Below are 22,674 nucleotides of genomic sequence, written 5' to 3'. Positions count from 1 at the left end.
GAGGCCAGATTACGCGATCAGCTTGCCACGGATTACTAGTTAGCCCTACCGTCAGTGACGCACCGCACACCGTGCGACACCGGGCTACCGGAAGCGCACCGCTCCGTCCTGCCATGACGACGGCGGCAATGACACCGGCCCCGCCTTCACCCCCACCGCCCTCCGCGAGGAGCCCCGCATGCCTGAAAACGATCCGTGGGAGTACTCCCTCTACATCCCCAACGACCTGCGTGCCGTCACCGTCAGCCGGCGTACTCTGCGGCTGATCCTCACCATGCACGGGCTGATCCGGCTCGTCGACGTCGCCGAACTGCTCGCCACCGAGCTGGTGTCGAACGCCGTGCGGCACACCAAGGGGCCAGCCGCCCTGCGCGTCCGCTGGTCGCCGCCCGGCACGCTGCGGATCGGCGCGTGGGACGCGAACCCCGAACCGCCGGAGCCGCCCATGGTGTTCGGGCCGACGGAGGAGCTGGAGGAGGGGCGGGGACTGGAGCTGGTGCGGGCCTGCGCGGACGGGTGGGGGTGGCATCCGCTGGCCAGACACGGCAACCGGGGCAAGTACGTGTGGTGCGAGCTGGCGGCGGGCTGACCGCCGGCCCGGTCACCCGGGCGCGGAGGTCAGCGGCGCGTCCCCGTGAGGGCGTACGCCGTGGTGCCCGCGGCGGTGAGGGCGAGGGCCGTCCATGTGGCCGCCGGTGTGCCGGCCGGCAGCAGCATCCAGGTCGCCACCCGCATCGGCGCGCTCGTCGGGGGCGGGGCGAGGAAGGAGAACGACAGCCACGCGAAGGGCAGCGTCCACGCGTACCGGGCGCCCGAGAGCGCCGCGCCCAGGGCGGCCAGTCCGATCAGGCCCGCGCCGTCCCGGACGACGAACGCGGTGGAGGCCAGGGCCCCGCCCGCCGACTGCACCGCCAGCAGCACCCCGGCGACGACCGCGCCGGCGAGGAGTACATGGGCCGCCCTGCGGGGCGCCCAGCGGATCGCGGCCGTGCGGTCCAGCGCGTGGTCCTGCCCGCCGAACCCGGTCGAGGCCGCCATCGCCCCCGCGGCCAGGACCAGTACCGGCAGCCGCGGATCGCCCGGCCCCTCGCCCCCGGCCAGCGCCCCCACGGCCACCGCGCCGACGACCACCGCGGCCAGCGACGCGGGCACCCCGCGCGAACGCGCGTACAGCGTCAGCCACCTCACCGTCCCGTACCGCCCTTCAGCGCGTCGAGGGAGTCGCCGTCGCAGGAGAGTGCCACGCGGCGCATCGTGTTGATCCGCGCGAGCTGCTCGGACCGCGGCAGTGCCTTCAGCTCGTTCCACACGGGTCGTGCCTGCGCGTCGATCTCGGCGCTCAGGGTCTTCGAAGTGCCGGGCAGCGGCGTGAGGTCACCGACGACCCAGGCCACGGCGACGGCCCGCGCGTACTCGTCCGTCCCCAAGGTGCTCCACCCGGCGGGAACGCAGCCGGGCACCATCGCCCTGCCGATCAGGGCGGCGGTCAGGCCCTCGCCCCGCGCGTCGGCGACGGTCTCGTCGTCGAAGGTGAAGAGCACCCGTTCCCGGGACCAGCGCGGCACCACGCCGTCCGGCACCACGGTGGTGTTCTCGCCGACCGAGTCCGGCGCGTCCTCGCCCAGCGCGTCGTGCAGCCGGCTCAGCGCGTCCCGGCCGGGACCGGCCAGGCCCGCGAGCCGGTCCCGGTGCGCCTCGGCCACGCACACGCGCCCGTCGCAGACCGGCGCGGCGGCGGCCTCGTCGACGACGAGGATGCGGCGGGGGTCGGACGGCAGGACGAGCAGGGCGAGCGCCGCCGCCGCGGCCATGGGCGCCAGGGCGAGCAGCCGTCCGCGCCGGGTCGCCGCGACCAGCAGGGCGAAGCCGGTCACGGCCATGCCCAGCAGCCAGATCGCCTGCCCGGCGTTCACCGGGGCGGGGAACGTCAGGAGCGCGTGGCGCACTTCCTGCACCGCCGGGGACAGCAGCGACAGCCGGTTGGGCTCGCTGCTCGGCATGCCCGTCTGCGCCGTCGTGTCCGTCCGGCCCAGGGTCGAGTGCAGCAGTGCCGTGAACACGAAGGCGGTCATGGCCAGCACGGGCGGGGTGAGCGGCGACGGCAGCGCCCGCCCGGCGCCCATCCCGAGCACCGCCCCCGCGACCAGCGAGAGGGCCCCCACCAGCGCGATGGGCAGCCAACCGAGGTGCGCGTACTCGGTGTTGCCGAACACCTGGACCGCGCCCACGAGCAGGACGAGCGCGAAGGCCGAGACGAGCGCGGCCGTCGTCGCGCCCGCCGACGCGGCCGCACGGTGCCGGGGCGGCCTCGGGGTACTGGCGAGCAGTTCGGACATCGTGGAACGGTGGTCGCGCAGGCCCTGCAGCGCCCCGAGCCCCACGGCGACCGGCCACAGGTAGAAGAGCAGGCCGCGGGTCCACAGCGCCAGCGTCGTCCACTGGGCCGTCCACGCGGTGGTGCCCTGCCACCACTCGCCGTTCAGCAGGTACAGGAAGGCCAGCGCGCTCGCCAGGACGATGCCGCCCGCCCAGGGGGCGACGGAGCGCCGCAACTCGATGCCCAGGACACGGAGGTTCACCAGGTGCCCCCCGTCCGCCCGTCGCCCTGCAGCAGCGCCGAGTAGCCGCGTTCCAGCGGGCTGTCGCCCACGTCCTCGGGGCCGCCCGCGGCGGCCAGTTCGTCCGGGGTGCCCTGGAAGACCAGCCGTCCCTCGGCGAAGAGCACCACGTCGGTGCAGGCCGCGGCCACGTCCTCCACCAGGTGGGTCGAGACGAGCACGCAGGTGTCGGTGCCCAGCTCCTGGAGCAGTTCGCGGAACCGCAGCCGCTGCGCCGGGTCCAGTCCCACCGTGGGCTCGTCGAGGAGCAGGATCGCCGGGTCGTTGACGATGGCCTGCGCGATGCCCACCCGGCGCACCATGCCGCCGGAGAGGGTCTTCATCCGCTGGTCGGCGCGGTCGGCCAGCCCCACCCGTTCCACCGCGCGCTGCACCGCGGCGGGGACGTCCGTCTTGGGGACCTCCTTCAGCCACGCCATGTACTCCACGAACTCCCGTACCGTGAACCGCTTGTAGTAGCCGAACTCCTGCGGGAGGTAGCCGACCCGGCGCCGCAGCGCGCGCTGCCCGCCCGGTCCGCCCGCCGGCTCGCCGAGCAGTTCCAGGGAGCCCTCGGTGGGCCGCAGCACGGTGGCCAGCGTCCGGATGAGGGTGGTCTTCCCGGCGCCGTTGGGGCCGAGGAGTCCGTGCACGCCGGTGCCGAGCGACAGGTCGAGCCCGTCGACCGCCATCCGGTCCCTGCCGACCCTGACCTTCAGCCCGGTGGCCACGATCTCCCAGGCGTACGGCGTCGGCGCGACGTCGGCCGCGCTCACCACGGGCATCATGTGGTGGTTCCTTCCTGTCGTCAACGGGGGTTCCTCAGTACGGAGTAGGCGCCCGGCCGGGCGATCACGACGCCGGTGCCGAGGGCGAGGACCAGCGCCCACACGGGCAGACCGGCCGAGTGCAGGACGACGGCCGTACGGCCGAGGGCCACGGACGGCACCACGATCACGGCGGCCCACAGGACGGCCAGCGCCGCCGCCGCGCGGGGCACCCCGACGAGTCCGCCGAGCGCGAGGGTGGTGGAGGTGAAGGCGAGACAGGGCAGCAGCCACTGCGCGGCCGTCACCCCGGTCGCCCACCCTCCGAGCAGCAGCACGGGCACAACCACGGCGAGCACGGAGGTGGTGCGCCTCAGCACCAGTTCCAGGCCCGCTCTCGGCGCCGCCGCCGTCAGTTCGTACGCCGGGTCCAGGCCGCGCGACCACGCCGCCGCGACACCGCCGACCGGCAGCACCGGGGCGAACAGCAGCACCAGGGACACGTCGCCGAAGCCGCGTCCGGCCACGTCGAGGAGGAGCGCGGTCAGCGTCACGCCCACGGCCATGACCAGCCACGGCACCATCGCCGGGGTGAGCCATCCGGACAGGCCCGCCGACCAGCGCCGCCGGGGCGGCGTCGGGACGTCCCGGGCCAGCCGGGGTTCGAGGCCGGCCCACACGTCCTCGACCAGCGCCGCCACGGCCGGAGCCTCGGTCCCGACGGCGGCCGCGAGCCGCTCGCGGCACACCGGGCACGCCTCCAGGTGGGCCTCGACGGCCCACACCTCGTCGGCGGCCAGGTCGGTGCCGGTGCCGGTGCCGGTGCCGGTGCCGCCACGTGCGTATGCGCCGATCATCCGCGCCGACGCGTGGCGCGTGCCCGGGTCTGCGCCTTTCCTGCCCCTGCGCACGCCTCCCCTGGCCGCGTGCACGCCTTCCCCGCCCGCGTGCACGCCTTCCCCGCCCATGTCCATGCCTTCCCTGCTCATGTCAGCGCCCTCCGTACTCATGTCAGCGCCTTCCGCATCGCGGTCCGGGCCCGGCGGGCACGGGTCTTGACGGTGCCCTCGGGCAGTCCGAGCAGGGCCGCGGTCTCCCGGACGGACAGCCCGTCGAGCACCATGGCCTGCAGTACCTGTCTGAGTTCCGGGGCGAGGCACCTGAGCGCGTCGCCGACGTCGCCGCCGACGGTCGCCGCGAGGGCCTCCTCCTCGGCGGCGGGCGCCGTCGGGTGCGGAGCCGCCTCGGGCGGGGGCTCGGCGTGGTGGGCGCGGCGCCGGAACGCGTCGACCAGGCGCCGTGCCGCGATGGTCCACAGCCACCCGACGGCCGACCCGCCGACCGCCGCCCCGGCGAACGCGCCGGCCGCCCGCCACACCGCGAGGTACGTCTCCTGCATGACCTCGGCGACGATCTGCTCGTCCGCGCAACGGCGGCGCAGCCGCACCGCCATCCACGGGGACGTCCGCCGGTACAACTCCTCGAACGCCGCACGGTCGCCCTTGGCGACGAGCCGGACGAGGTGCTCCTCGTCCGCGTCCGGGCGGCGCCGCGCAATCCTGACTGATCTCACACCCGCTAGACGCCCGGGGCGGGCGACAGGTTTTCCTCGTGCGGTGATCCACGTCACATGACCCTCGTCGCCCACCGGTCGCCCACCGGCCAGCGCCTCACGCGCTCCTTCACGCGGGACGAACAGGCCGACGGGCGGCTGATACTTGACCATCCGTTGACTTTGCATGACCCGCCCTTTACCTTTTCGATGACGTGCAGTGATCGGTCGGCGACTGCCCGGAAGCACCGGTGAGGGCGGCGACCGGGCAACAGGGGGCGGTATGGGCGAGGTTCGCAGCGGCAGTGGAGAAGCGCCGGAGCTGGACGCGGTGGTGGTGGGGGCCGGGTTCGCCGGGCTCTATCAGCTGCATCTGCTGCGTCGGCTCGGCTTCGCCACGCGCCTGTTCGAGGCGTGTGAGGACGTCGGGGGGACGTGGTACCGGAATCGCTACCCCGGGGCCCGCTGCGACATCGAGAGCACCGCGTACTCGTACTCCTTCTCGCCGGAGCTGGACCAGGAGTGGGAGTGGAGCGAGCGCTACGCCGCGCAGCCGGAGATCCTGCGCTACCTGCGCCACGTCGCCGACCGCTTCGACCTGCGCCGGGACATCACGCTCAACACCCGCGTGGACCGGGCCGTCTACGACGAGGTCCGCCATGTGTGGACGCTGGCGTTGTCCGGCGGGGAGACGGTGACCGCGCGCTTCGTGGTGCTCGCCACCGGCTGTACGTCCGCCGTGAAGGAGGTGGACATACCGGGAGTCGGGAGGTTCGGCGGGCGGATCCTGCACACCGCCGACTGGCCCCGGGACGAGCCCGACCTCAGCGGGCAGCGGGTGGCGGTGCTCGGCACCGGGTGTTCCGGCGTGCAGGCGGTGCCGGAGCTCGCGGCGCGGGCCGGCTCGCTCACCGTGCTCCAGCGCACGCCGGTCTACGCGCTGCCCGCGCACAACCGGCCGCTGGGCGCCGCGGAGACCGCCGCGACGAAGGCGGACTACCCCCGTTACCGGCGTGCGCAGCGGGCGTCCCGCGGGGGCACGCTCTTCACGCCGCCGACCCGCTCGGCGCTGTCGGTGGAGGCGGCGGAGCGCACCGCGACCTACGAGGAGGGCTGGCGGTCGGGCGTGCTGAGCGGCCTGCTGCGCACGTACACGGACCTGCTCTCCGACGAGGCGGCGAACGAGACCGTCGCCTCCTTCGTCCGCGGAAAGATCCGGGACACGGTCGCCGACCCCGGGGCCGCCGAGGCGCTGTCCCCGCGCACCTTCCCGTTCGGCACCAAACGGCCCTGCCTGGAGTCCGGGTACTACGCGGCCTTCAACGAGCCGCACGTGGGCCTCGTCGACCTGCGGCGCACACCGCTGGTGGAGGTCACCGCGGGCGGGGTGCGGACGACGGAGCGGGAGTACCCGGTGGACACGCTGGTGCTGGCCACCGGGTTCGACGCGCTGACCGGTTCGCAGACGGCCATGGACATACGCGGGCGGGGCGGCGTCACGCTGCGGGAGAAGTGGTCCGACGGCGCGGCGAACCACCTGGGCCTGGTCGCGTCCGGTTTCCCGAACCTCTTCACCGTGCTCGGCCCGCTCAGCCCCTCGGTCCTCAGCAACGCGGTGACGGCCGCGGAGCAGCACGTCGAGTGGATCGCCGACTGCCTCGTCCACCTCCGGCGGCACGCGCTGACCGAGATCGATGCGACCCCGCAGGCGGAGCGGGAATGGTGCGCTCACGTCGCGGAGCTGGCGGGGCGGACGCTCTACCCGTCCGTCGAGTCCTGGTACACGGGCGCGAACGTGCCCGGGAAGGCACGGACGTTCCTCGCGTACACCGGAGGCATGGTCGAGTACCGGGCCCGCTGCGACGCCGCCGCCCGGGACGGATACACGGGCTTCGCCCTGGCCCGCGCCGCCGGCCACGCGGCGGAGCCCGCAGCCGGAGCGACGACTTCCGCCGGGGCGACGACTGCCTGACCAAGGTCGACTTCTTGGATTTTCCTTGACTTTCCTTTGACTCGCATTTTACCTTTACTGTCGGTAGTCACTACCGATCAGTGCGTACATCTCTTCCCGTCCTATGGAGGTCCGACATGGAGCAGCTCATCAAGCGGATGACCGAGGAGTCCGTCTGGCAGAAGTGGGTCGCCGCCAACTCGGCGCAGGGCGCCGGTGCGAAGGACGGCTGCATCAGCGCCGCGCCGAAGAGCGGCTGCATCAGCGCGGCGCCCAAGGCCGGCTGCATCAGCTGACCCGCCGCCCCCGCGCCGGTCGGCAGACCGGCGCGGGTGGTCCGGGCCGCGACCCGCGGGGCGCGATGCTCGCCCCGCGCCCTACGCACCCGCCTGCGGCGCACCGGCACCGGTCCCGTCCGCTCCCCCACCGGAGGTCCCGTGAACACCCAGCCGAGCCCCGACGTCCTCGACCGCGTGCGGGACGTCCCGCTCTACCGCGAGTCCGTGGCGAGCGGCGACTTCCCGGTACTGGAGAAGCCCCGGATCGCCCAGGGCTTCCCGGACAACTGGATGACGCCCGCCCTGGCGGCCGCCCTGGAGTCCGGAGAGGCCGAGTACGTGCTGTCGACCGGCACGAACCACGCGCGGATGCAGCTGATCCGGCCCCCGCTGTTCCTGCTGCGCTCCTACTACCGGTTGTGGAGCGAGCACCCCGATCTGGGACCGCTCTGGCACGCGGGTGCCCGCCGCGCCTCGCTGACCACGGTGCTCGCCACCGAGCACGTCGCCCGGGTGAACGCCTCCCGGCCCCCCGGAGCGACGCCCGGGAAGCGCTGGCTCGACGACCGCACCCTGTACCTCAACCGCCGCCTGGAGCCGGCCGACTGGGACCTCGCGGACGTCACGGACATGCTCGCCGACCTGAGGGAGGTGGCGTCCGCGCATCCGGACGGCGCCTACCTGCTGGACTGCTCCGCCTACCACCTCGCCCACCTGGTGCGAAAGGTCCGCGCCTGGGGACTGGAGGACTCCTTCCCGCGCCCCGCGGGCATCGTGCACGCCTACGAGTACGCCCCCGTGAACGTCAGGGCCTACTTGCGCGAGTACTTCGGCTGCCCGGTGATCGACCTCTTCGGCAGCACCGAGCTGGGCTACCTCTTCTACAGCGACGCAGACGGCCGCTACCACCCGTACCTGGAGGGCATGAGCCTGGAGCTGCATCCGGTGGCACCGGGCAGCGGCATCCACAGCCTCGTCGTCACCAGCATCCGCAACCCGTACATGCCGCTGGTGCGTTACCGCTCCGGTGACTGCGTACGCACCCGCGGCGGCGACGCCGACCCGACAGCCATCACGTCCTTCTGCGGTCGGGAGAAGGAGTTGCTGCCCACGCCCACCGGACCGGTGGCCCAGGCCGATCTTGACGCCCGGATCGCCGGGGTCTCCGCGGAGGTCTTCCTGCACCAGCTGGTGCAGGACGCCCCGGAGGGCGCAGCAGAGCGGCCGGTCTCCGGCGAGCTGCTCTACACGACCTTCGGGGACGCGGCGCTGAGCGCTCCCGAGGAAGCCGAACTGGTCACCGCCGTCAGCAGATTGACCGGTATGCGGTGCCGGGTGGCGCACCGGGAACGGATAGCGGTCGGGCGCTCTGGCAAGTACGCGTGGCTGGCCGCCCCGGCACCATCCGCCTCGTCAGCGGCTGCCTGACCCCGCCCCTGCGGCCGTACCCGTTCGTACCCGCACCACCCCGACGTCAGGACCGCCATGTCTGCTTCCTCGCCCGCCACCGCCGCCCCTGCCTCCGGTACGGCGACCACCGCGCCCATCGCACCCGCCGCCCCGGGCGCGCGGGAGCTGCTCGGAGACGTACTGCACGACGAGGTGGTGCAGTACGCCCTCGGCCGACCCGGCGCACCCGCCGAGGAGGTGGTGGTGCATCAGGTCCGTGAGTGTCTGCGCTACCTCTACCTCGTCTCCGCGCACCCGGACCGGCTCGCGGGCCTGTTCCTCCCGGTGGAACAGGACATCGACGAGATCTGGCACTACCTGATCCTCCAGACCCGCGAGTACCGCACGCTGTGCGAGGAACGGCTGCCCGGCGGCCACTTCATCCACCACCGCAGCATCGCCTACGGCGACTACCAGCAGGAGCCGGGCCGGGAGACCGCGGCGGAGGAGGCGCTGCGCTGGTTGCCGCTCTACGTCGAGGCGTTCGGCCCGTTCGACGAGGACGCGCTGCCGCACTGGACGATCGTCGGCTTCCTGCACGCCCAGCTCGGTCTCTCCCTGGCGGAGATCTCCGACCTCGGCGGCACCCCGGCGACGTGACCGCGGCAGACCCGGCGCCCGTCCGCACCCGCGACACCGTGCCCGCCGCGCCGGGTCGCCGTCCGATGTCCGTGCTGGTGGTCTCCCAGGCTCTGGGCGGCGCGGGGATGGCGGCCGGCATCACGGTCGGCGCGCTGCTCGCCGAGGACCTGCTGGGCTCGACGGGCCTGGCGGGACTGCCCGCCGCGCTCTACACCGGCGGCGCCGCGGTGGGGGCGATGACCGTCGGGCGGGTCTCGCAGCACCGGGGCCGCCGCCCGGGGCTCGCGCTGGGCCACGGAGCCGCCGCGCTCGGCAGCGTCGGGGTGGTGGCCGGGGCCGCCGCCGGGTGGACGGCCCTGCTGCTGACGGCGCTGTTCGTCTACGGAGCCGGCTCGGTCACGGGGCTGCTGGCCAGATACGCGGGGGCCGATCTGGCCCCGCCGGAGCGTCGCGGCCGGGCCACCGGCACGGTGCTGCTGGCCACCACGCTGGGTGCGGTCGCCGGGCCCAACCTGGTGGGGCCGACCGGCGCGGTGGCCGCCGCGTACGGGCTGCCCCGGCTGACCGGGCCGTTCCTGCTCGCCGCTGTCGCGTACACGGCGGCCTGCCTGGTGCTGCTGCTCTGGCTGCGGCCCGACCCGATGGCGGTGGCCCGCGCACGCGCCGCCGCTGCGGGCCCGGCGCCGCCGTCGGACGGGGGAGCCGCGGCGAAGAAGGCGGCCACCGTTCCGGGACCGGGGCAGGCTCGCGTGGCAACCGACCCGGAGGAGACGGACACCGAGACGAACACCGAGAAGGACACCGAAGCGTCGAGAACGCCGAGCGGGCGGCCGGGTCGCCGCCGGCCGTCCGGGGTGGTGACCGGTGCCACCGTGACGATCTCCGCGCAGCTGGTGATGATCGCCGTGATGACCATGACGCCGGTGCACATGGCCGCGCACGGTCACAGCACGCAGGCGGCGGGGACGGTGATCGCCCTGCATGTCGGGGCGATGTTCCTGCCCTCGCGGCTGAGCGGGTCGCTCGTCGACCGGCTGGGGGCACCTCCTGTCGCCGTGGCCTCCGGAGTGGTGCTGCTGGTGGCCGGTGTGCTGGCCGGCGTGTTGCCGCCGCAGGGCTTCGCCGGTCCGGCGTTCGCGCTGGTGCTGCTCGGGATCGGGTGGAACCTGGCCCTGGTGAGCGGTTCGGCGATGGTCACAGAGGCGGCGCCCCCTGCGACCGCGGCCGCCGTCCAGGGCCAGGTGGACGTGGGCATGTCCCTCGCGGGCGCCACCGGCGGCATGGTCTCCGGCCTGACGGTGGCGGGTGCGGGCTACCCTCTGCTCGCCGTCGCGGGCGGGGTACTCGCCGTGGCCGTCATACCGGCGGTGGCGCTGCGCGGCGTGACGGGGAGAGCGTCGGCTTGATCGCGGGGGCGGGGTCGGGTTCAAGTCCCCGCGATGGCATGACCCGCAGGTGCGGGCGAGGAGCGACGGCCCGACCCGGCCACGAGTTCCACCGAGGGGTCCACGTCGCAGCGGGTCGTGCGCGGGTGCGGCCAGGACGACCGCTCGGCTCCGGAGCCTCGTCTCAAAGGCTCTGCGCACGCACGCGGGCGAGCCGTCCCCGCATAGGCGATTCCCACCGACGCGGTGGGTGGTGCGCCGCCCCGAGGCTGGTCGGGGATGTGCCGCACGGGACGCGCCGCACGACTGAACCTGACGGGAGCAAACCGATGATCTACCACGGCAACCGGCTCACCTTGAAGAAGGACGTCACGTCGGAGCAGTTCGAGCAGGCGCTGGCCATGTGGCACGAGCAGGGCCGGATGCCCGCGGTGGAGTCGTACTTCATCGGGCGCGAGTACGGCGCCGGGTTCGAGTGGAACGCGTTCTTCGGGCTCAAGGACCTGGACGCCTACTGGGAGTACCTCACCCACCCGCTCCACACCAGGTCGGAACGGTTCGCGCTTCCCCTGATGGAGAAGTTCGAGGCGTACGACATCACGGACGACCCGGACCCGGACTTCCCCGCCAAGGTGGCGGAGCTGCAGAAGCGCCACTACGCGGAGGACCCGGAGCTCGTCCGGCTGGTCCAGGCCCTCCCCTCGCACACCGGCAGCAGCGCGGTCCCGGGCCTGGGCTGATCAGCAACCAGGTCGACGGCCGCCCCGCAGCCTCACCCGTAGTACGCAAGCAAGTCGAGTACGCAACCAAGTAGGGACCGACTGACATGATGAAGGCACGACGCACAGTGCTGTGGGGCGCGGCGGCCGTCGCCGCAGTGGCCACAGCGACGGCTGTCCCCGCCCCGGCGATGGCAGGCGAAGCCCGTCCCGCAGTCAGCCACACCACCGCTCTGGAGAAGTGCCAGGGCGTGACCGTCGACCGGACCGCTCCCGTGATAGCCCGCGCCAGCGTCCTGATCAAGGCCTCGGTGCACGAGATCTGGGACCTGCACACCAACATCGACGCCTGGGACACCTGGATTCCCGAGATCACGCCGGCCCAGAAGAAGACCCCCGGACCACTGCGGCCCGGAACCGTTTTCGACTGGTCACCCCAGGGGATGCAGGTCACCTCCACCGTCACCACCATCCAGCGCAACCGGTGCACCGCCTGGGCGGCGCCCGTCAACGGGATCGACGGCGTCCACCTGTTCACGTTCAAGAAGGTCAGGGGCGGCGTACTCGCCACCACCGAGGAGTCCTGGGCGGGCGCCCCCGTCGAGGCCGACGTCCCCGGCAACCAGGCCGCCCTCGAAACCGGCCTCGTCGACTGGGTCAACCGGCTCAAGACCACCGCGGAGGCCGACAGCGACTGCGCCGGGCACAACGGCCGGTACCGGTAGAGCCCGCGGCGGCGGCCGGTCGGGCAGGGGCACGGCCGAACGACGCGGCGAACGCGTCACAGCCACCGTCGTCGTGGAGGACGGACCGCCTCGCTTCGGAGGCACCGCCGCCTCCCGGTTGCCGTGACGCCTGTCGGCCGGTCAACAGCGTTCACGGCCTGCCGGAACGCGGAGCTTCCTGCCGGGCGCCGCTCACGGGTCACAGCGCCGCGAACAGTCCCTCCAGGGGTGCCGGGACGTGGTGCGGGGCGAGGGCGTCGACGAGGACACGGCCGTAGTGGATCTTGCGGCCGGACTTGGTGCCGAGGAAGCGGCGGAGTTGCTGCTGGGCGAGGCGGCCCTGCTGGGCGGGCTGCTGGAGGAAGGTCTGCAGTTGCCGTGACTCGCCCTCCGACTCGACGAGTTGGGTCACCACGGGCACGCCCAGGGCGCGGATCAGCTCGTCCTCCAGGTCGGCCGCGCAGACGAAGAGGTCGTGCGGTGCGGCATCGGCCCGCCGAAGGGCACGGACGTAGAAGTCCTGTTCGCGTTCGTCGCACAGGCCGATGAGGCGCAGGTCCAGGCCGGACGGGCCGAGGAGGGCGGCGAAGCGGCCGACGCTCATCGCGCCGCCCATCGGGAGGACGCAGATGCCCTCCGCCGCCAGGTCCCGACCGTGCCGCGCGGCCATCGCGTCGACCGCCGCCGCGTCGCTCGGTCCTTCGAGGAGGACGGCGGTGTGGACGGCGGAGTGGACGTGCTCCCGGTCGAGCAGGTCCTGCGCCGGGACGCGGGGGATGCCCGCGGCCGCCCACTCGGTGACCGCGTTCCGGAACGTCCCCATGTCCGCCATGGGGAAAGTGTCCGCCCGCGCCCGCCGTCGCGGTAGCGGGTTTTGACATGCAGCCTGATGGCTGCCTAACGTGAAAGGTAGCTGTTGGGCTGCATGTCGGAGGGGCGAAGATGGAAGAGGTCGGCAAGGCGGACGGGGTCTTCACGCCGGGCGAGGTCTTCACGGCGGGCGAGGTCTTCAGGCCGGACGAGGTCTTCAGGGCGCTGGCCGACGGGAGCCGGCGGCGGCTGCTGGACCGTCTGAACGCGCGCAACGGGCAGAGCCTGCGCGAGCTGTGCGCCGGTCTGGACATGGCCCGCCAGTCGGTCAGCAAGCACCTCGCGCTGCTGGAGGCCGCCAACCTGGTCACCACCGTCCGGCGGGGCCGGGAGAAGCTGCACTACCTCAACGCCGAGCCGATCAACGCCATCGCCGACCGCTGGATCAGCCGCTACGACCGCGAGCGGGTGCGCGCACTCGCCGATCTCAAGCTCGCACTGGAGGAGGACACCGCCATGGACGACGGCAACGCGTTCGTCTACACGACCTACATCAGGTCCACGCCCGAGAAGGTCTGGCAGGGGCTGACCGATCCGGCCTTCACCCGGCGCTACTGGGGGGTGGAGTTCGGCACCGACTGGGCCGTCGGGTCGCCCGTGGTCTGGAAGGAGCGGGGTGCGGAGACCGCCGATCCGGAGCAGGTCGTGCTGGAGGCCGATCCGTACCGGCGCCTGTCGTACACCTGGCACACCTTCACCCCCGAGTGGGCCCGCAGGAACGGCATCGACGACGGGACACTCGCCCGGCTCTCCGCGGAGCGGCGGTCCAGGGTCGCGTTCGAGATCGAAGACCTCGGCGGGAGCGGGACGGTGAAACTGACGGTCGTGCACGACGGGTTCGAGCCCGGCAGCACCGCCCGCGGGATGATCCAGCACGGCTGGCCCGCGCTCGTCTCCGGTCTCAAGACGCTGCTGGAGACCGGAGAGACGCTGCCGGAAGCCCGCTGACGCGCCGCACTCACCGGCGCAGGGCCGTCTCACGGTGCATGTGCGACAGCTTCTCCGGGTTGCGGACGGCGTAGAGGCCGGTGATGCGGCCCTCGTCGAAGCGGACCGCCAGTACGGTGTCCAGCTCGCCGTCGAGGCGGACGATCAGCGCCGGGTAGCCGTTGACCTGGGCTGCCCCCAGCGACAGCGCGGCGGCTTGCCTGGCCAGGCCGCCGAGCATGAACCGGGCCACCTTGCCTGCCCCCGTCACGGGCCGCAGGACGGCCTGCTTGATGCCGCCGCCGTCGCCGAGCAGGACGACGTCCGGGGAGAGGATGTCGAGCAGGCCCTGCAGATCGCCCGTCTCCACGGCCCGCCGGAACGCCGCGAGGGCCTCGCGGGACTCGGCGGCCGAGACCTCGCCTCGCGGGCGGCGGGCCGCGACGTGCGCGCGGGCGCGGTGCGCGATCTGGCGGACGGCGGCCGGACTCTTCTCCACCGCCTCGGCGATCTCGCCGTAGCCGAGGTCGAACACCTCGCGCAGGACGAACACCGCCCGTTCGACCGGCGCCAGGGTCTCCAGGACCAGCATCATCGCCATCGACACGCTGTCGGCCAGTTCGACGTCCTCGGCCACGTCGGGCGTCGTCAGCAGCGGCTCGGGCAGCCAGGGGCCGACGTAGGTCTCCTTGCGGCGCCCGAGCGTGCGCAGCCGGTTCAGGGCCTGGCGGGTGGTGATGCGGACCAGGTAGGCGCGCCGGTCGCGCACCGTGGCGAGGTCGACGCCCGCCCACTTCAGCCAGGTCTCCTGGAGGACGTCCTCGGCGTCGGCGGCCGAGCCGAGCATCTCGTAGGCGACGGTGAAGAGCAGGTTGCGGTGGGTGACGAAGTCCTCGGTGGCCGCGTCCACGGGTCCTCCCGTTCCGGCTCCCGCTCCGGCTCCGGCTCCCGCTCCCGCTCCGGCGGCAGCCGCCCGCCGCCCGGTCGCGTCGCGCTGTTCGCGTCCGTTCTTCTCGCTGGTCACCAGTTCTCCCGTTCGTTCGGTTCGCACCGTGTCACGCGCACAGGACACCGGCCGGCGCGATTCCGTGACACCCGCCGACGGCGGCCCGCGTCACATCGGCGGCCTGTCACAGGGGCCGGTGCACCGGCGTCTTGTGTTCGTCACCGAGACACCGAGACACCGAGACACCGACAGCGAGGACGAGATCATGGACACCCGATTCAACCTCTTCGAGAACGAGTTCGCAGGCCGGGGCATGAAGCGGTTCGCGGGCATGGGCACGCTGATGCACGAGTCGGCGCTGCCGAAGGCCACGCAGGAGCTGGTGTCGCTGCGGGCCAGCCAGATCAACGGCTGCGGGCACTGCATCGACATGCACACCAAGGAGGCCGCGGCCGCGGGCGAGAGTGCCGTACGGCTCCATCTGGTCGCCGCCTGGCGCGAGTCGACCGTGTTCACCGAGGCCGAGCAGGCGGCGCTGGCCCTCGCCGAGGAGGGCACCCGGCTCGCCGACGCCCACCAGGGCGTGTCCGACGAGACCTGGGCACAGGTGCGCAAGCACTACGACGACGACCAGGTCGCCGCGCTGATCCTCCTGGTCGCCCTGATCAACGCGGCCAACCGGCTCGCCGTGATCACGCATCAGCCGGGAGGCTCGTACGAGGCGGGGATGTTCGCGGCGGCGACGGGCTGACGGCGCGCATCCGCACCGAGAGGGGGCGTTGGTGGGACACCGCCAACGCCCCCCGGCACGTCTCGATTGGGTCTCGGCCCCGGCTCCCCTCTTGATTCCGCCTCGTGTAATCGTTTCCAATCCTCCGTGTAATCGATTCCATCGGTTCCACAAGGAGGTGGAAACGGCGATGGCGAGCATCAAGGACGTCGCCGCCGAGGCGGGGTTGTCCGTCGCGACGGTCTCGCGTGCGCTCAACGGCCACCCGTCCGTCAGTCCTGCCGCCCGGCACCGCGTGCGGGCCGCCGTCGAGGCGCTGGGCTACCGCCCGAACGCCGTCGCCCGGTCGCTGCGCACCGACCAGACCCGCACCCTCGGCCTGGTCATCAGCGACGTCATGAACCCGTACTTCACCGAGCTGGCCCGTTCCGTCGAGGAGGAGGCCCGCGCGCTCGGCTACAGCGTCGTCATCGGCAACGCCGACGAGCGGCCCGACCTCCAGGACCACCACGTGACGACGCTGCTCGACCGGCGGATCGACGGGCTGCTCGTCTCCCCCACCGACGGCGGCTCCCCCGGCATGCTGGACGCCGCGCGGGCCGGGACGCCGATGGTCTTCGTCGACCGGTGGATCCCCGGCGTGGACGTGCCCGTCGTACGGTCGGACGGGCGGGCCGCCGTGCGGGACCTCGTCGCCCACCTGCACGGGCTCGGGCACCGGCGGCTCGCGATCATCGCCGGGCCCGCCGCCACGACCACCGGACGCGAGCGCGTCGACGCCTTCCGCGAGGCACTCGGCGCCTACGGGCTCTCCCTGCCCGGCGCGTACATCGGCCAGGGCGACTTCCAGGCGGAGAGCGGGCGCCGGGCCACCGAGCGCTTCCTCGACCTGCCCGAGCCGCCCGACGTGGTCTTCGCCGCCGACAACCTGATGGCGCTGGGCGCGCTGGACGCCGTACGCGCGCGGGGTCTGCGGGTGCCCGAGGACATCGCGCTGGCCGCGTTCGACGACATCCCCTGGTTCGTGCACACCGATCCACCCGTCACCGCGATCGCCCAGCCCACCCGCGACCTCGGGCAGGCCGCCGTACGCGCCCTCGTCGAGCGGATCGCGGGGCGGGCCGGCGAGTCCGTCACCCTTCCGGCGCGGCTCGTCGTGCGCCGCTCCTGCGGCGAGCCCGGCGGGTCCGGCGGGTCCCCCTCCTCCGTACGCAACCGCCCCACCGAGTCCCCCTCCCCCGTACAAAGGAGTACGCCGTGAGCAGCCGCAGTCCGGACGAACTGCTGCGCATCGAGGGCATCCGCAAGACCTTCCCCGGCGTGGTCGCGCTCGACAGCGTCGACTTCGACCTGCGCCGGGGCGAGGTGCACGTGCTCCTCGGCGAGAACGGCGCGGGCAAGAGCACGCTGATCAAGATGCTCTCCGGCGCCTACACGCCCGACGCCGGGCGGATCCTGGCCGGCGGTGAGGAGGTGCGCATCCACGGTGCGCAGGACTCCGAGCGGCTCGGGATCGCCACCATCTACCAGGAGTTCAACCTCGTCCCCGATCTGACGGTCGCCGAGAACATCTTCCTGGGGCGCCAGCCGCGCCGGTTCGGGATGATCGACCGGAAGCGGATGGACGCCGACGCCGAGGTGCTGCTGCGGCGGGTGGGAGTCAGCGTGTCTCCCCGTGCCCGGGTGCGCGACCTCGGGATCGCCCGGCTCCAGATGGTCGAGATCGCCAAGGCGCTCAGCCTCGACGCGCGCGTGCTGATCATGGACGAGCCGACCGCCGTGCTGACCTCCGAGGAGGTCGAGAAGCTGTTCGCGATCGTGCGGCGGCTGCGCGAGGACGGCGTCGGGATCGTGTTCATCACCCACCACCTGGAGGAGATCGCCGCCCTCGGGGACCGGGTCACCGTGATCCGGGACGGACGCAGCGTCGGGCACGTACCGGCCACCACGCCCGAGGACGAGCTGGTACGCCTCATGGTCGGGCGGTCGATCGAGCAGCAGTACCCGCGTGAACGCACCGACGCGGGCGAGGCGTTGCTCAAGGTCGAGGGGCTGACGCGGGACGGGGTCTTCCACGACGTCGGGTTCGAGGTGCGGGCCGGCGAGGTCGTCGGCATCGCCGGACTCGTCGGCGCCGGGCGGACGGAGGTCGTGCGGGCGGTGTTCGGCGCCGATCCGTACGACTCCGGGAGCGTGCGCGTCGCGGGCACTCCGCTGCGGCGGCACGACGTGAACGCCGCCCTGGCCGCCGGGATCGGGCTCGTGCCCGAGGACCGCAAGGGGCAGGGGCTCGTCCTCGACGCCTCCGTCGAGGAGAACCTCGGGCTCGTCACCCTGCGCTCCACCGCCCGCGCCGGACTCGTCGACCTCAAGGCGCAGCACGAGGCCGCCGAGCGGATCGCCGGGCAGCTCGGCGTGCGGATGGCCGGGCTCGGGCAGCACGTGCGGACGTTGTCCGGCGGCAACCAGCAGAAGGTCGTCATCGGCAAGTGGCTGCTGGCGGACACCAAGGTGCTGATCCTCGACGAGCCGACGCGCGGCATCGACGTCGGCGCCAAGGTCGAGATCTACCAGCTCGTCAACGAACTGACCGCGGCCGGTGCCGCCGTGCTCATGATCTCCAGCGACCTTCCCGAGGTGCTCGGCATGAGCGACCGCGTGGTGGTCATGGCGCAGGGGCGCGTCGCGGGCGAACTCCCCGCCGAACGGGCCACCCAGGACGCCGTGATGGCCCTCGCCGTCAGCACGTACACCCATGGAACGGACGGAACGGAGGCCTCCCGTGGCCACTGACACGCTCAAGGGCAAGCCGGGCGCGCAGGGCGGCGCCACGGGCGGGCTGCGCCGCCTGCTCCTCGACAACGGCGCGCTGACCGCGCTGATCGTCCTGGTCGTCGCCATGTCGGCGCTGTCCGGCGACTTCCTGACCACCGACAACCTCCTCAACGTCGGTGTCCAGGCCGCCGTCACCGCGATCCTCGCCTTCGGCGTCACCTTCGTCATCGTCTCGGCGGGCATCGACCTGTCGGTCGGCTCGGTCGCCGCGCTGTCGGCCACCGTGCTGGCCTGGAGCGCCACCGAGGCCGGGATACCGGTCGTACTCGCGGTGCTGCTGGCCGTCGCGACCGGCATCGCCTGCGGCCTGGTCAACGGCTTCCTCGTGTCGTACGGGAAGCTGCCGCCGTTCATCGCGACGCTCGCCATGCTGTCGGTCGGACGCGGTCTTTCGCTGGTCATCTCGCAGGGTTCGCCGATCGCCTTCCCGGACTCGGTCTCCCACCTCGGCGACACGCTCGGCGGGTGGCTGCCGGTGCCGGTGCTCGTGATGATCGTGATGGGGCTGATCACCGCGTTCGTCCTCGGGCGGACCTACATCGGCCGGTCCATGTACGCCATCGGCGGCAACGAGGAGGCCGCGCGGCTGTCCGGGCTGCGGGTGAAGCGCCAGAAGCTCGCCATCTACGCCTTCTCCGGCCTGTTCGCCGCCGCGGCCGGCATCGTGCTCGCCTCCCGGCTCTCCTCCGCGCAGCCGCAGGCCGCGCAGGGTTACGAGCTGGACGCCATCGCCGCCGTCGTGATCGGCGGCGCCTCGCTGGCGGGCGGCACCGGCAAGGCCTCGGGCACGCTGATCGGCGCGCTGATCCTCGCGGTGCTGCGCAACGGCCTCAACCTGCTGTCCGTCTCCGCGTTCTGGCAGCAGGTCGTCATCGGTGCCGTCATCGCGCTGGCCGTGCTCTTCGACACGCTGCGGCGCAAGGCGGGGGCCGGCACGCCGGCGGCCGGGGCGTCCGGCGGCGGCAACCGGGGCAGGCAGGCACTGACGTACGTGATCGCGGCCGTCGTCGCCGTCGCCGTGGTCGGCGCGACCTCGCTGCTGCACAACGGCTCCTCGGACGGGCGGAGTCAGAAGATCGGGCTGTCGCTCTCCACGCTCAACAACCCGTTCTTCGTGCAGATCAGGAACGGCGCGGAGGCGGAGGCGAAGAAGCTGGGCGTGGACCTGACCGTCACGGACGCCCAGAACGACGCCTCCCAGCAGGCCAACCAGCTGCAGAACTTCACCAGCGAGGGCCTGTCCTCGATCATCGTCAACCCGGTCGACTCCGACGCCGCGGGCCCCTCGGTGCGCTCGGCGAACAAGGACGACATCCCCGTCATCGCCGTGGACCGGGGCGTCAACAAGGCGGAGGCCTCCGCCCTGGTCGCCTCCGACAACGTAGAGGGCGGGCAGTTGGGCGCCAGGGCGCTCGCCGAGAAGCTCGGCGGCAAGGGCACCATCGTGATCCTCCAGGGCCAGGCCGGCACCTCCGCCAGCCGGGAGCGCGGGGCGGGCTTCGCGGCCGGGCTCAAGGAGTACCCGGGCATCCGGGTCGTCGCCAAGCAGCCCGCGGACTTCGACCGCACCAAGGGCCTGGACGTGATGACCAACCTGCTCCAGGCGCACCCCGACGTCGACGGCGTCTTCGCGGAGAACGACGAGATGGCGCTCGGCGCGATCAAGGCGCTGGGTTCCAAGGCCGGCAAGTCGGTCCAGGTCGTCGGGTTCGACGGCACTCCGGACGGGCTGAAGGCCGTCCAGGAGGGCACGCTGTTCGCGTCCGTGGCGCAGCAGCCGAGGGAACTGGGCAGGATCGCCGTACAGAACGCCCTGCGGGCGGCCGAGGAGAAGAAGGTGGACAAGACGGTGAAGGTACCGGTGAAGGTGGTCACCGCGGAGAACGTGGCCGGCTTCGAGGGCTGAGACCACCTCGCTCGGGTTCACTCGCTCGGATTCTCTCGATCGGAGAACGACTGATGTACGACTACGACCTCCTGGTCGTGGGATCGGCCAACGCCGACCTCGTGATCGGCGTCGAACGGCGGCCGGGGGCGGGCGAGACGGTGCTCGGCTCCGACCTGGCCGTCCACCCGGGCGGCAAGGGCGCCAACCAGGCGGTGGCCGCCGCCCGGCTCGGCGCCCGTACGGCCCTGCTGGCCCGGGTCGGCGACGACGGCCACGGACGGCTGCTGCTCGACTCGCAGCAGGCGGCCGGTGTCGACACGGTCGGCGTCCTGGTGGGCGGCGCGCCGACCGGCGTGGCACTGATCACGGTCGACCCGTCCGGGGACAACAGCATCGTGGTCTCGCCGGGCGCCAACGGCCGGCTGGCGCCCGGCGACATCCGCGCCGCGGCCAGCCTCTTCCACGCCTCCCGCGTGGTCTCCACGCAGCTGGAGATCCCGCTGGAGACGGTCGTGGAGGTGGTCCGGAGTCTGGCACCGGACAGCCGTTTCGTGCTCAACCCCTCGCCGCCGCGCCCCCTTCCGCCGGAGGTGCTGGCGGCCTGCGACCCGCTGATCGTCAACGAGCACGAGGCGAAGGTCGTCCTCGGTGACGCCCGCGTCGGCGAGCGCCCCGAGGACTGGGCCCGCGTCCTGCTGGCCAAGGGGCCGCGTTCGGTGGTCGTGACCCTGGGCGCGGAGGGCGCGCTGGTCGCGTCGGCGGCCGGGGGCGTGGCCCGGGTGCCGTCCGTGAAGGTGGACGCCGTGGACACGACGGGCGCGGGCGACGCGTTCACCGCGGCGCTGGCCTGGCGGCTCGGCACCGGCGAGTCGCTGACCGAGGCGGCGGCGTACGCGGCCCGGGTGGGCGCGGCGTCGGTCACGAGGGCGGGAGCGCAGGCGTCGTATCCGACGGCGGCGGAGGCCGGGGCGCTGGCGGAGGCCGGGGCGCTGGAGGGGGAGGGCCGGTGAAGAAGGCCGGGATACTCAACCGCCACCTCTCCGGTGCCCTGGCCGAACTCGGCCACGGGGACGGTGTCCTGGTGTGCGACGCGGGGATGCCCGTACCGGACGGCCCGCGCGTCGTCGACCTGGCCTTCCGGGCCGGGGTGCCGTCGTTCGCCGAGGTGCTGGACGGGCTCCTCGCCGAGCTGGTCGTCGAGGGCGCGACGGCGGCGACGGAGGTCCGGGACGCCAACGCGGCGGCCGCGGCGCTGCTCGACGGATACTTCCCGGCGCTCGGCCTCGTCCCGCACGAGCGGCTGAAGGAGCTGTCGGCGGGGGCGCGGCTGATCGTGCGCACCGGCGAGGCGCGGCCGTACGCCAACGTGCTGCTGCGGTGCGGGGTCTTCTTCTGACACCGCCTTCACCCCGAAGACGGTCTCGCCCCGAGGACAGCGGGAGGACCGCGGTGCGGAAAACCCCGAGGGGGCCCGGTCACCGACCGGGCCCCCTCGTGTTTCCCTCCCCTTCAGAACCCCGTGAATTCCCCCCCGGGTACCCCCACGGATGTCCTGATGCCAAGTACGACCCGCGGACCCCGGGCAGGGTTGTACCGGTCGCCGATACTTTTTTCGGGCCGGTGTCCCCTCCCCGTCCCCCGCGGCCTAGTCCCCCGCGTACGCCGCGAACCGGGCCGCCGTCTCGGCCAGCACCTCGCGCCCGTCGCGCGCCCACAGCCCCTCGTTGAACAGCTCCACCTCGATGGCGCCGGTGTACCCGGCCGCCTCGACGTATCCCTTCCACTCCCGCATGTCGACCGCGCCGTCGCCGATCTGGCCGCGGCCGTTGAGGACGCCCTCGGGCAGCGGGGTGGTCCAGTCGGCGAGCTGGAAGGTGTGGATGCGGCCGCCCGCGCCGGCCCGGGCGATCTGCTCGGGCGCCCGGTCGTCCCACCAGATGTGGTACGTGTCGACGGTGACGCCGACCTGCTGGGCGGGGAAGCGTTCGGCGAGGTCCAGGGCCTGGGTGAGGGTGGAGACCACGCAGCGGTCCGAGGCGAACATCGGGTGGAGCGGCTCGATGGCGAGGCGCACGCCGTGCTCTTCGGCGTAGGGGCCCAGTTCGGCCAGCGCGTCCGCGATGCGTTCGCGGGCGGCGCGCAGGTCCTTGTCGCCGGGCGGGAGGCCGCCGGAGACCAGGACGAGGGTGTCGGTGCCGAGGGCGGCGGCCTCGTCGACGGCGCGTCGGTTGTCGGCCAGGGCCTCGGCGCGCGCGTCGGCGCCGACGGCGGTGAGGAAGCCGCCGCGGCACAGGGTGGTGACGCGCAGGCCCGCGTCGCGGACCAGTTCGGCGGCGGCCTCGACGCCGTACGCCTGGACGGGCTCGCGCCACAGGCCGACGTTGCCGACGCCCAGTTCGCGGCAGGCGGCGGTCAGTTCGGGCAGGGAGAGCTGCTTGACCGTCATCTGGTTGATGCTGAAGCGGCTCAGGTC

23 protein-coding genes are annotated in these 22,674 nt (G+C 73.1%); 15 read left to right on the top strand and 8 right to left on the bottom strand.

Annotated features, from left to right (window positions below):
• Positions 1-178 precede the first annotated feature (178 nt).
• Positions 179-589, top strand: a complete 411-nt coding sequence (locus IG94_RS0122665; protein WP_031040053.1) for an ATP-binding protein — start codon at positions 179-181, stop codon at positions 587-589.
• A gap of 29 nt (positions 590-618) precedes the next feature.
• On the opposite strand, the gene IG94_RS0122660 is transcribed toward IG94_RS0122665, so the two are convergent.
• The 5 genes from IG94_RS0122660 to IG94_RS0122640 form a co-directional block, all read right to left on the bottom strand.
• A complete protein-coding gene (locus IG94_RS0122660; RefSeq protein WP_031040051.1) occupies positions 619-1,188 on the bottom strand; it encodes a hypothetical protein in 570 nt (189 codons plus the stop codon).
• The gene (locus IG94_RS0122655) at positions 1,185-2,579 is read right to left on the bottom strand and encodes a hypothetical protein (protein ID WP_031040048.1); all 1,395 of its coding nucleotides are present in this window, start codon (positions 2,577-2,579) and stop codon (positions 1,185-1,187) included. The genes IG94_RS0122660 and IG94_RS0122655 overlap by 4 nt, the downstream gene beginning before the upstream one ends.
• Complete coding sequence (locus IG94_RS0122650; RefSeq protein ID WP_031040046.1) at positions 2,576-3,385, bottom strand: ABC transporter ATP-binding protein; 810 nt, start codon at positions 3,383-3,385, stop codon at positions 2,576-2,578. The genes IG94_RS0122655 and IG94_RS0122650 overlap by 4 nt, the downstream gene beginning before the upstream one ends.
• Positions 3,386-3,405: 20 nt before the next feature.
• Positions 3,406-4,221, bottom strand: coding sequence for an anti-sigma factor family protein (locus IG94_RS0122645; protein WP_031040044.1), 816 nt, complete (start codon positions 4,219-4,221; stop codon positions 3,406-3,408).
• A 149-nt stretch (positions 4,222-4,370) separates the two neighbouring features.
• Positions 4,371-4,922, bottom strand: a complete 552-nt coding sequence (locus tag IG94_RS0122640) for an RNA polymerase sigma factor (protein ID WP_372459467.1) — start codon at positions 4,920-4,922, stop codon at positions 4,371-4,373.
• A 277-nt stretch (positions 4,923-5,199) separates the two neighbouring features.
• Here IG94_RS0122640 and IG94_RS0122630 point away from each other — a divergent pair, with 277 nt between their 5' ends.
• From IG94_RS0122630 to IG94_RS0122600, 7 genes are all read left to right on the top strand, one after another.
• Positions 5,200-6,888 (top strand): flavin-containing monooxygenase, encoded by a 1,689-nt coding sequence (locus tag IG94_RS0122630; RefSeq protein ID WP_031040038.1) that lies wholly within the window; start codon positions 5,200-5,202, stop codon positions 6,886-6,888.
• A 116-nt stretch (positions 6,889-7,004) separates the two neighbouring features.
• Positions 7,005-7,163, top strand: coding sequence for a hypothetical protein (locus IG94_RS42925; protein ID WP_164711389.1), 159 nt, complete (start codon positions 7,005-7,007; stop codon positions 7,161-7,163).
• Positions 7,164-7,304: 141 nt separating this feature from the next.
• Complete coding sequence (locus IG94_RS0122620; protein WP_031040034.1) at positions 7,305-8,573, top strand: phenylacetate--CoA ligase family protein; 1,269 nt, start codon at positions 7,305-7,307, stop codon at positions 8,571-8,573.
• 57 nt (positions 8,574-8,630) lie between these two features.
• Entirely contained in the window at positions 8,631-9,194 is a 564-nt protein-coding gene (locus IG94_RS0122615; protein WP_224326380.1) for a glycine-rich domain-containing protein, read from the top strand.
• A complete protein-coding gene (locus IG94_RS0122610) occupies positions 9,191-10,582 on the top strand; it encodes an MFS transporter (protein ID WP_043484280.1) in 1,392 nt (463 codons plus the stop codon). The genes IG94_RS0122615 and IG94_RS0122610 overlap by 4 nt, the downstream gene beginning before the upstream one ends.
• Positions 10,583-10,890: 308 nt before the next feature.
• Positions 10,891-11,301 carry a Dabb family protein gene (locus IG94_RS0122605; RefSeq protein WP_031040028.1) on the top strand — a complete coding sequence of 137 codons (411 nt, stop codon included), beginning with the start codon at positions 10,891-10,893 and terminating at the stop codon, positions 11,299-11,301.
• 86 nt (positions 11,302-11,387) lie between these two features.
• Positions 11,388-12,005, top strand: coding sequence for an SRPBCC family protein (locus IG94_RS0122600; RefSeq protein ID WP_078892391.1), 618 nt, complete (start codon positions 11,388-11,390; stop codon positions 12,003-12,005).
• A gap of 199 nt (positions 12,006-12,204) precedes the next feature.
• Here IG94_RS0122600 and IG94_RS0122595 read toward each other — a convergent pair whose 3' ends face one another.
• Positions 12,205-12,837, bottom strand: coding sequence for a TOPRIM nucleotidyl transferase/hydrolase domain-containing protein (locus IG94_RS0122595; protein WP_031040023.1), 633 nt, complete (start codon positions 12,835-12,837; stop codon positions 12,205-12,207).
• A gap of 110 nt (positions 12,838-12,947) precedes the next feature.
• Here IG94_RS0122595 and IG94_RS0122590 point away from each other — a divergent pair, with 110 nt between their 5' ends.
• On the top strand, positions 12,948-13,823 hold the full coding sequence (locus IG94_RS0122590) for an ArsR/SmtB family transcription factor (protein ID WP_078892390.1): 876 nt from the start codon (positions 12,948-12,950) through the stop codon (positions 13,821-13,823).
• Between the two features lie 10 nt (positions 13,824-13,833).
• Here IG94_RS0122590 and IG94_RS0122585 read toward each other — a convergent pair whose 3' ends face one another.
• A complete protein-coding gene (locus IG94_RS0122585) occupies positions 13,834-14,712 on the bottom strand; it encodes an RNA polymerase sigma-70 factor (RefSeq protein WP_052410797.1) in 879 nt (292 codons plus the stop codon).
• Between the two features lie 301 nt (positions 14,713-15,013).
• Between IG94_RS0122585 and IG94_RS0122580 the strand changes: the two genes are divergently transcribed.
• The 6 genes from IG94_RS0122580 (at position 15,014) to rbsD (ending at position 21,597) form a co-directional block, all read left to right on the top strand.
• A complete protein-coding gene (locus tag IG94_RS0122580) occupies positions 15,014-15,499 on the top strand; it encodes a carboxymuconolactone decarboxylase family protein (protein WP_031040017.1) in 486 nt (161 codons plus the stop codon).
• A gap of 169 nt (positions 15,500-15,668) precedes the next feature.
• Positions 15,669-16,739 (top strand): LacI family DNA-binding transcriptional regulator, encoded by a 1,071-nt coding sequence (locus IG94_RS0122575; protein WP_031040014.1) that lies wholly within the window; start codon positions 15,669-15,671, stop codon positions 16,737-16,739.
• A complete protein-coding gene (locus tag IG94_RS0122570) occupies positions 16,736-18,271 on the top strand; it encodes a sugar ABC transporter ATP-binding protein (protein ID WP_031040012.1) in 1,536 nt (511 codons plus the stop codon). Before IG94_RS0122575 ends, IG94_RS0122570 begins: the two co-directional genes overlap by 4 nt.
• A complete protein-coding gene (locus IG94_RS0122565; protein WP_031040009.1) occupies positions 18,261-20,219 on the top strand; it encodes an ABC transporter permease/substrate-binding protein in 1,959 nt (652 codons plus the stop codon). Before IG94_RS0122570 ends, IG94_RS0122565 begins: the two co-directional genes overlap by 11 nt.
• 53 nt (positions 20,220-20,272) lie before the next feature.
• The gene (locus IG94_RS0122560) at positions 20,273-21,211 is read left to right on the top strand and encodes a ribokinase (protein WP_031040006.1); all 939 of its coding nucleotides are present in this window, start codon (positions 20,273-20,275) and stop codon (positions 21,209-21,211) included.
• The gene (rbsD, locus tag IG94_RS0122555; RefSeq protein ID WP_031040004.1) at positions 21,208-21,597 is read left to right on the top strand and encodes a D-ribose pyranase; all 390 of its coding nucleotides are present in this window, start codon (positions 21,208-21,210) and stop codon (positions 21,595-21,597) included. The genes IG94_RS0122560 and rbsD overlap by 4 nt, the downstream gene beginning before the upstream one ends.
• A gap of 249 nt (positions 21,598-21,846) precedes the next feature.
• Here the strand turns inward: rbsD and IG94_RS0122550 are convergent, their stop codons facing one another.
• Positions 21,847-22,647, bottom strand: a complete 801-nt coding sequence (locus IG94_RS0122550) for a sugar phosphate isomerase/epimerase family protein (RefSeq protein ID WP_052410809.1) — start codon at positions 22,645-22,647, stop codon at positions 21,847-21,849.
• Positions 22,648-22,674: the final 27 nt, after the last annotated feature.

This window comes from Streptomyces olivaceus (assembly GCF_000721235.1).
Lineage (GTDB): Bacteria > Actinomycetota > Actinomycetes > Streptomycetales > Streptomycetaceae > Streptomyces > Streptomyces olivaceus.
Note: the sequence above shows the minus strand (reverse complement) of the source record. Positions and strands in the feature narration are given on the sequence as shown.

Coding starts and splice junctions, on each gene's coding strand:
- IG94_RS0122615 (WP_224326380.1), top strand. CDS start 8,631: ATGTCTGCTTCCTCGCCCGCCACCGCCGCCCCTGCCTCCGGTACGGCG.
- IG94_RS0122665 (WP_031040053.1), top strand. CDS start 179: ATGCCTGAAAACGATCCGTGGGAGTACTCCCTCTACATCCCCAACGAC.
- IG94_RS0122550 (WP_052410809.1), bottom strand. CDS start 22,647: ATGACGGTCAAGCAGCTCTCCCTGCCCGAACTGACCGCCGCCTGCCGC.
- IG94_RS0122580 (WP_031040017.1), top strand. CDS start 15,014: ATGGACACCCGATTCAACCTCTTCGAGAACGAGTTCGCAGGCCGGGGC.
- IG94_RS0122595 (WP_031040023.1), bottom strand. CDS start 12,837: ATGGCGGACATGGGGACGTTCCGGAACGCGGTCACCGAGTGGGCGGCC.
- IG94_RS0122650 (WP_031040046.1), bottom strand. CDS start 3,385: ATGATGCCCGTGGTGAGCGCGGCCGACGTCGCGCCGACGCCGTACGCC.
- IG94_RS0122605 (WP_031040028.1), top strand. CDS start 10,891: ATGATCTACCACGGCAACCGGCTCACCTTGAAGAAGGACGTCACGTCG.
- IG94_RS0122630 (WP_031040038.1), top strand. CDS start 5,200: ATGGGCGAGGTTCGCAGCGGCAGTGGAGAAGCGCCGGAGCTGGACGCG.
- IG94_RS0122600 (WP_078892391.1), top strand. CDS start 11,388: ATGATGAAGGCACGACGCACAGTGCTGTGGGGCGCGGCGGCCGTCGCC.
- IG94_RS0122645 (WP_031040044.1), bottom strand. CDS start 4,221: ATGATCGGCGCATACGCACGTGGCGGCACCGGCACCGGCACCGGCACC.
- IG94_RS0122575 (WP_031040014.1), top strand. CDS start 15,669: ATGGCGAGCATCAAGGACGTCGCCGCCGAGGCGGGGTTGTCCGTCGCG.
- IG94_RS0122590 (WP_078892390.1), top strand. CDS start 12,948: ATGGAAGAGGTCGGCAAGGCGGACGGGGTCTTCACGCCGGGCGAGGTC.
- IG94_RS42925 (WP_164711389.1), top strand. CDS start 7,005: ATGGAGCAGCTCATCAAGCGGATGACCGAGGAGTCCGTCTGGCAGAAG.
- IG94_RS0122560 (WP_031040006.1), top strand. CDS start 20,273: ATGTACGACTACGACCTCCTGGTCGTGGGATCGGCCAACGCCGACCTC.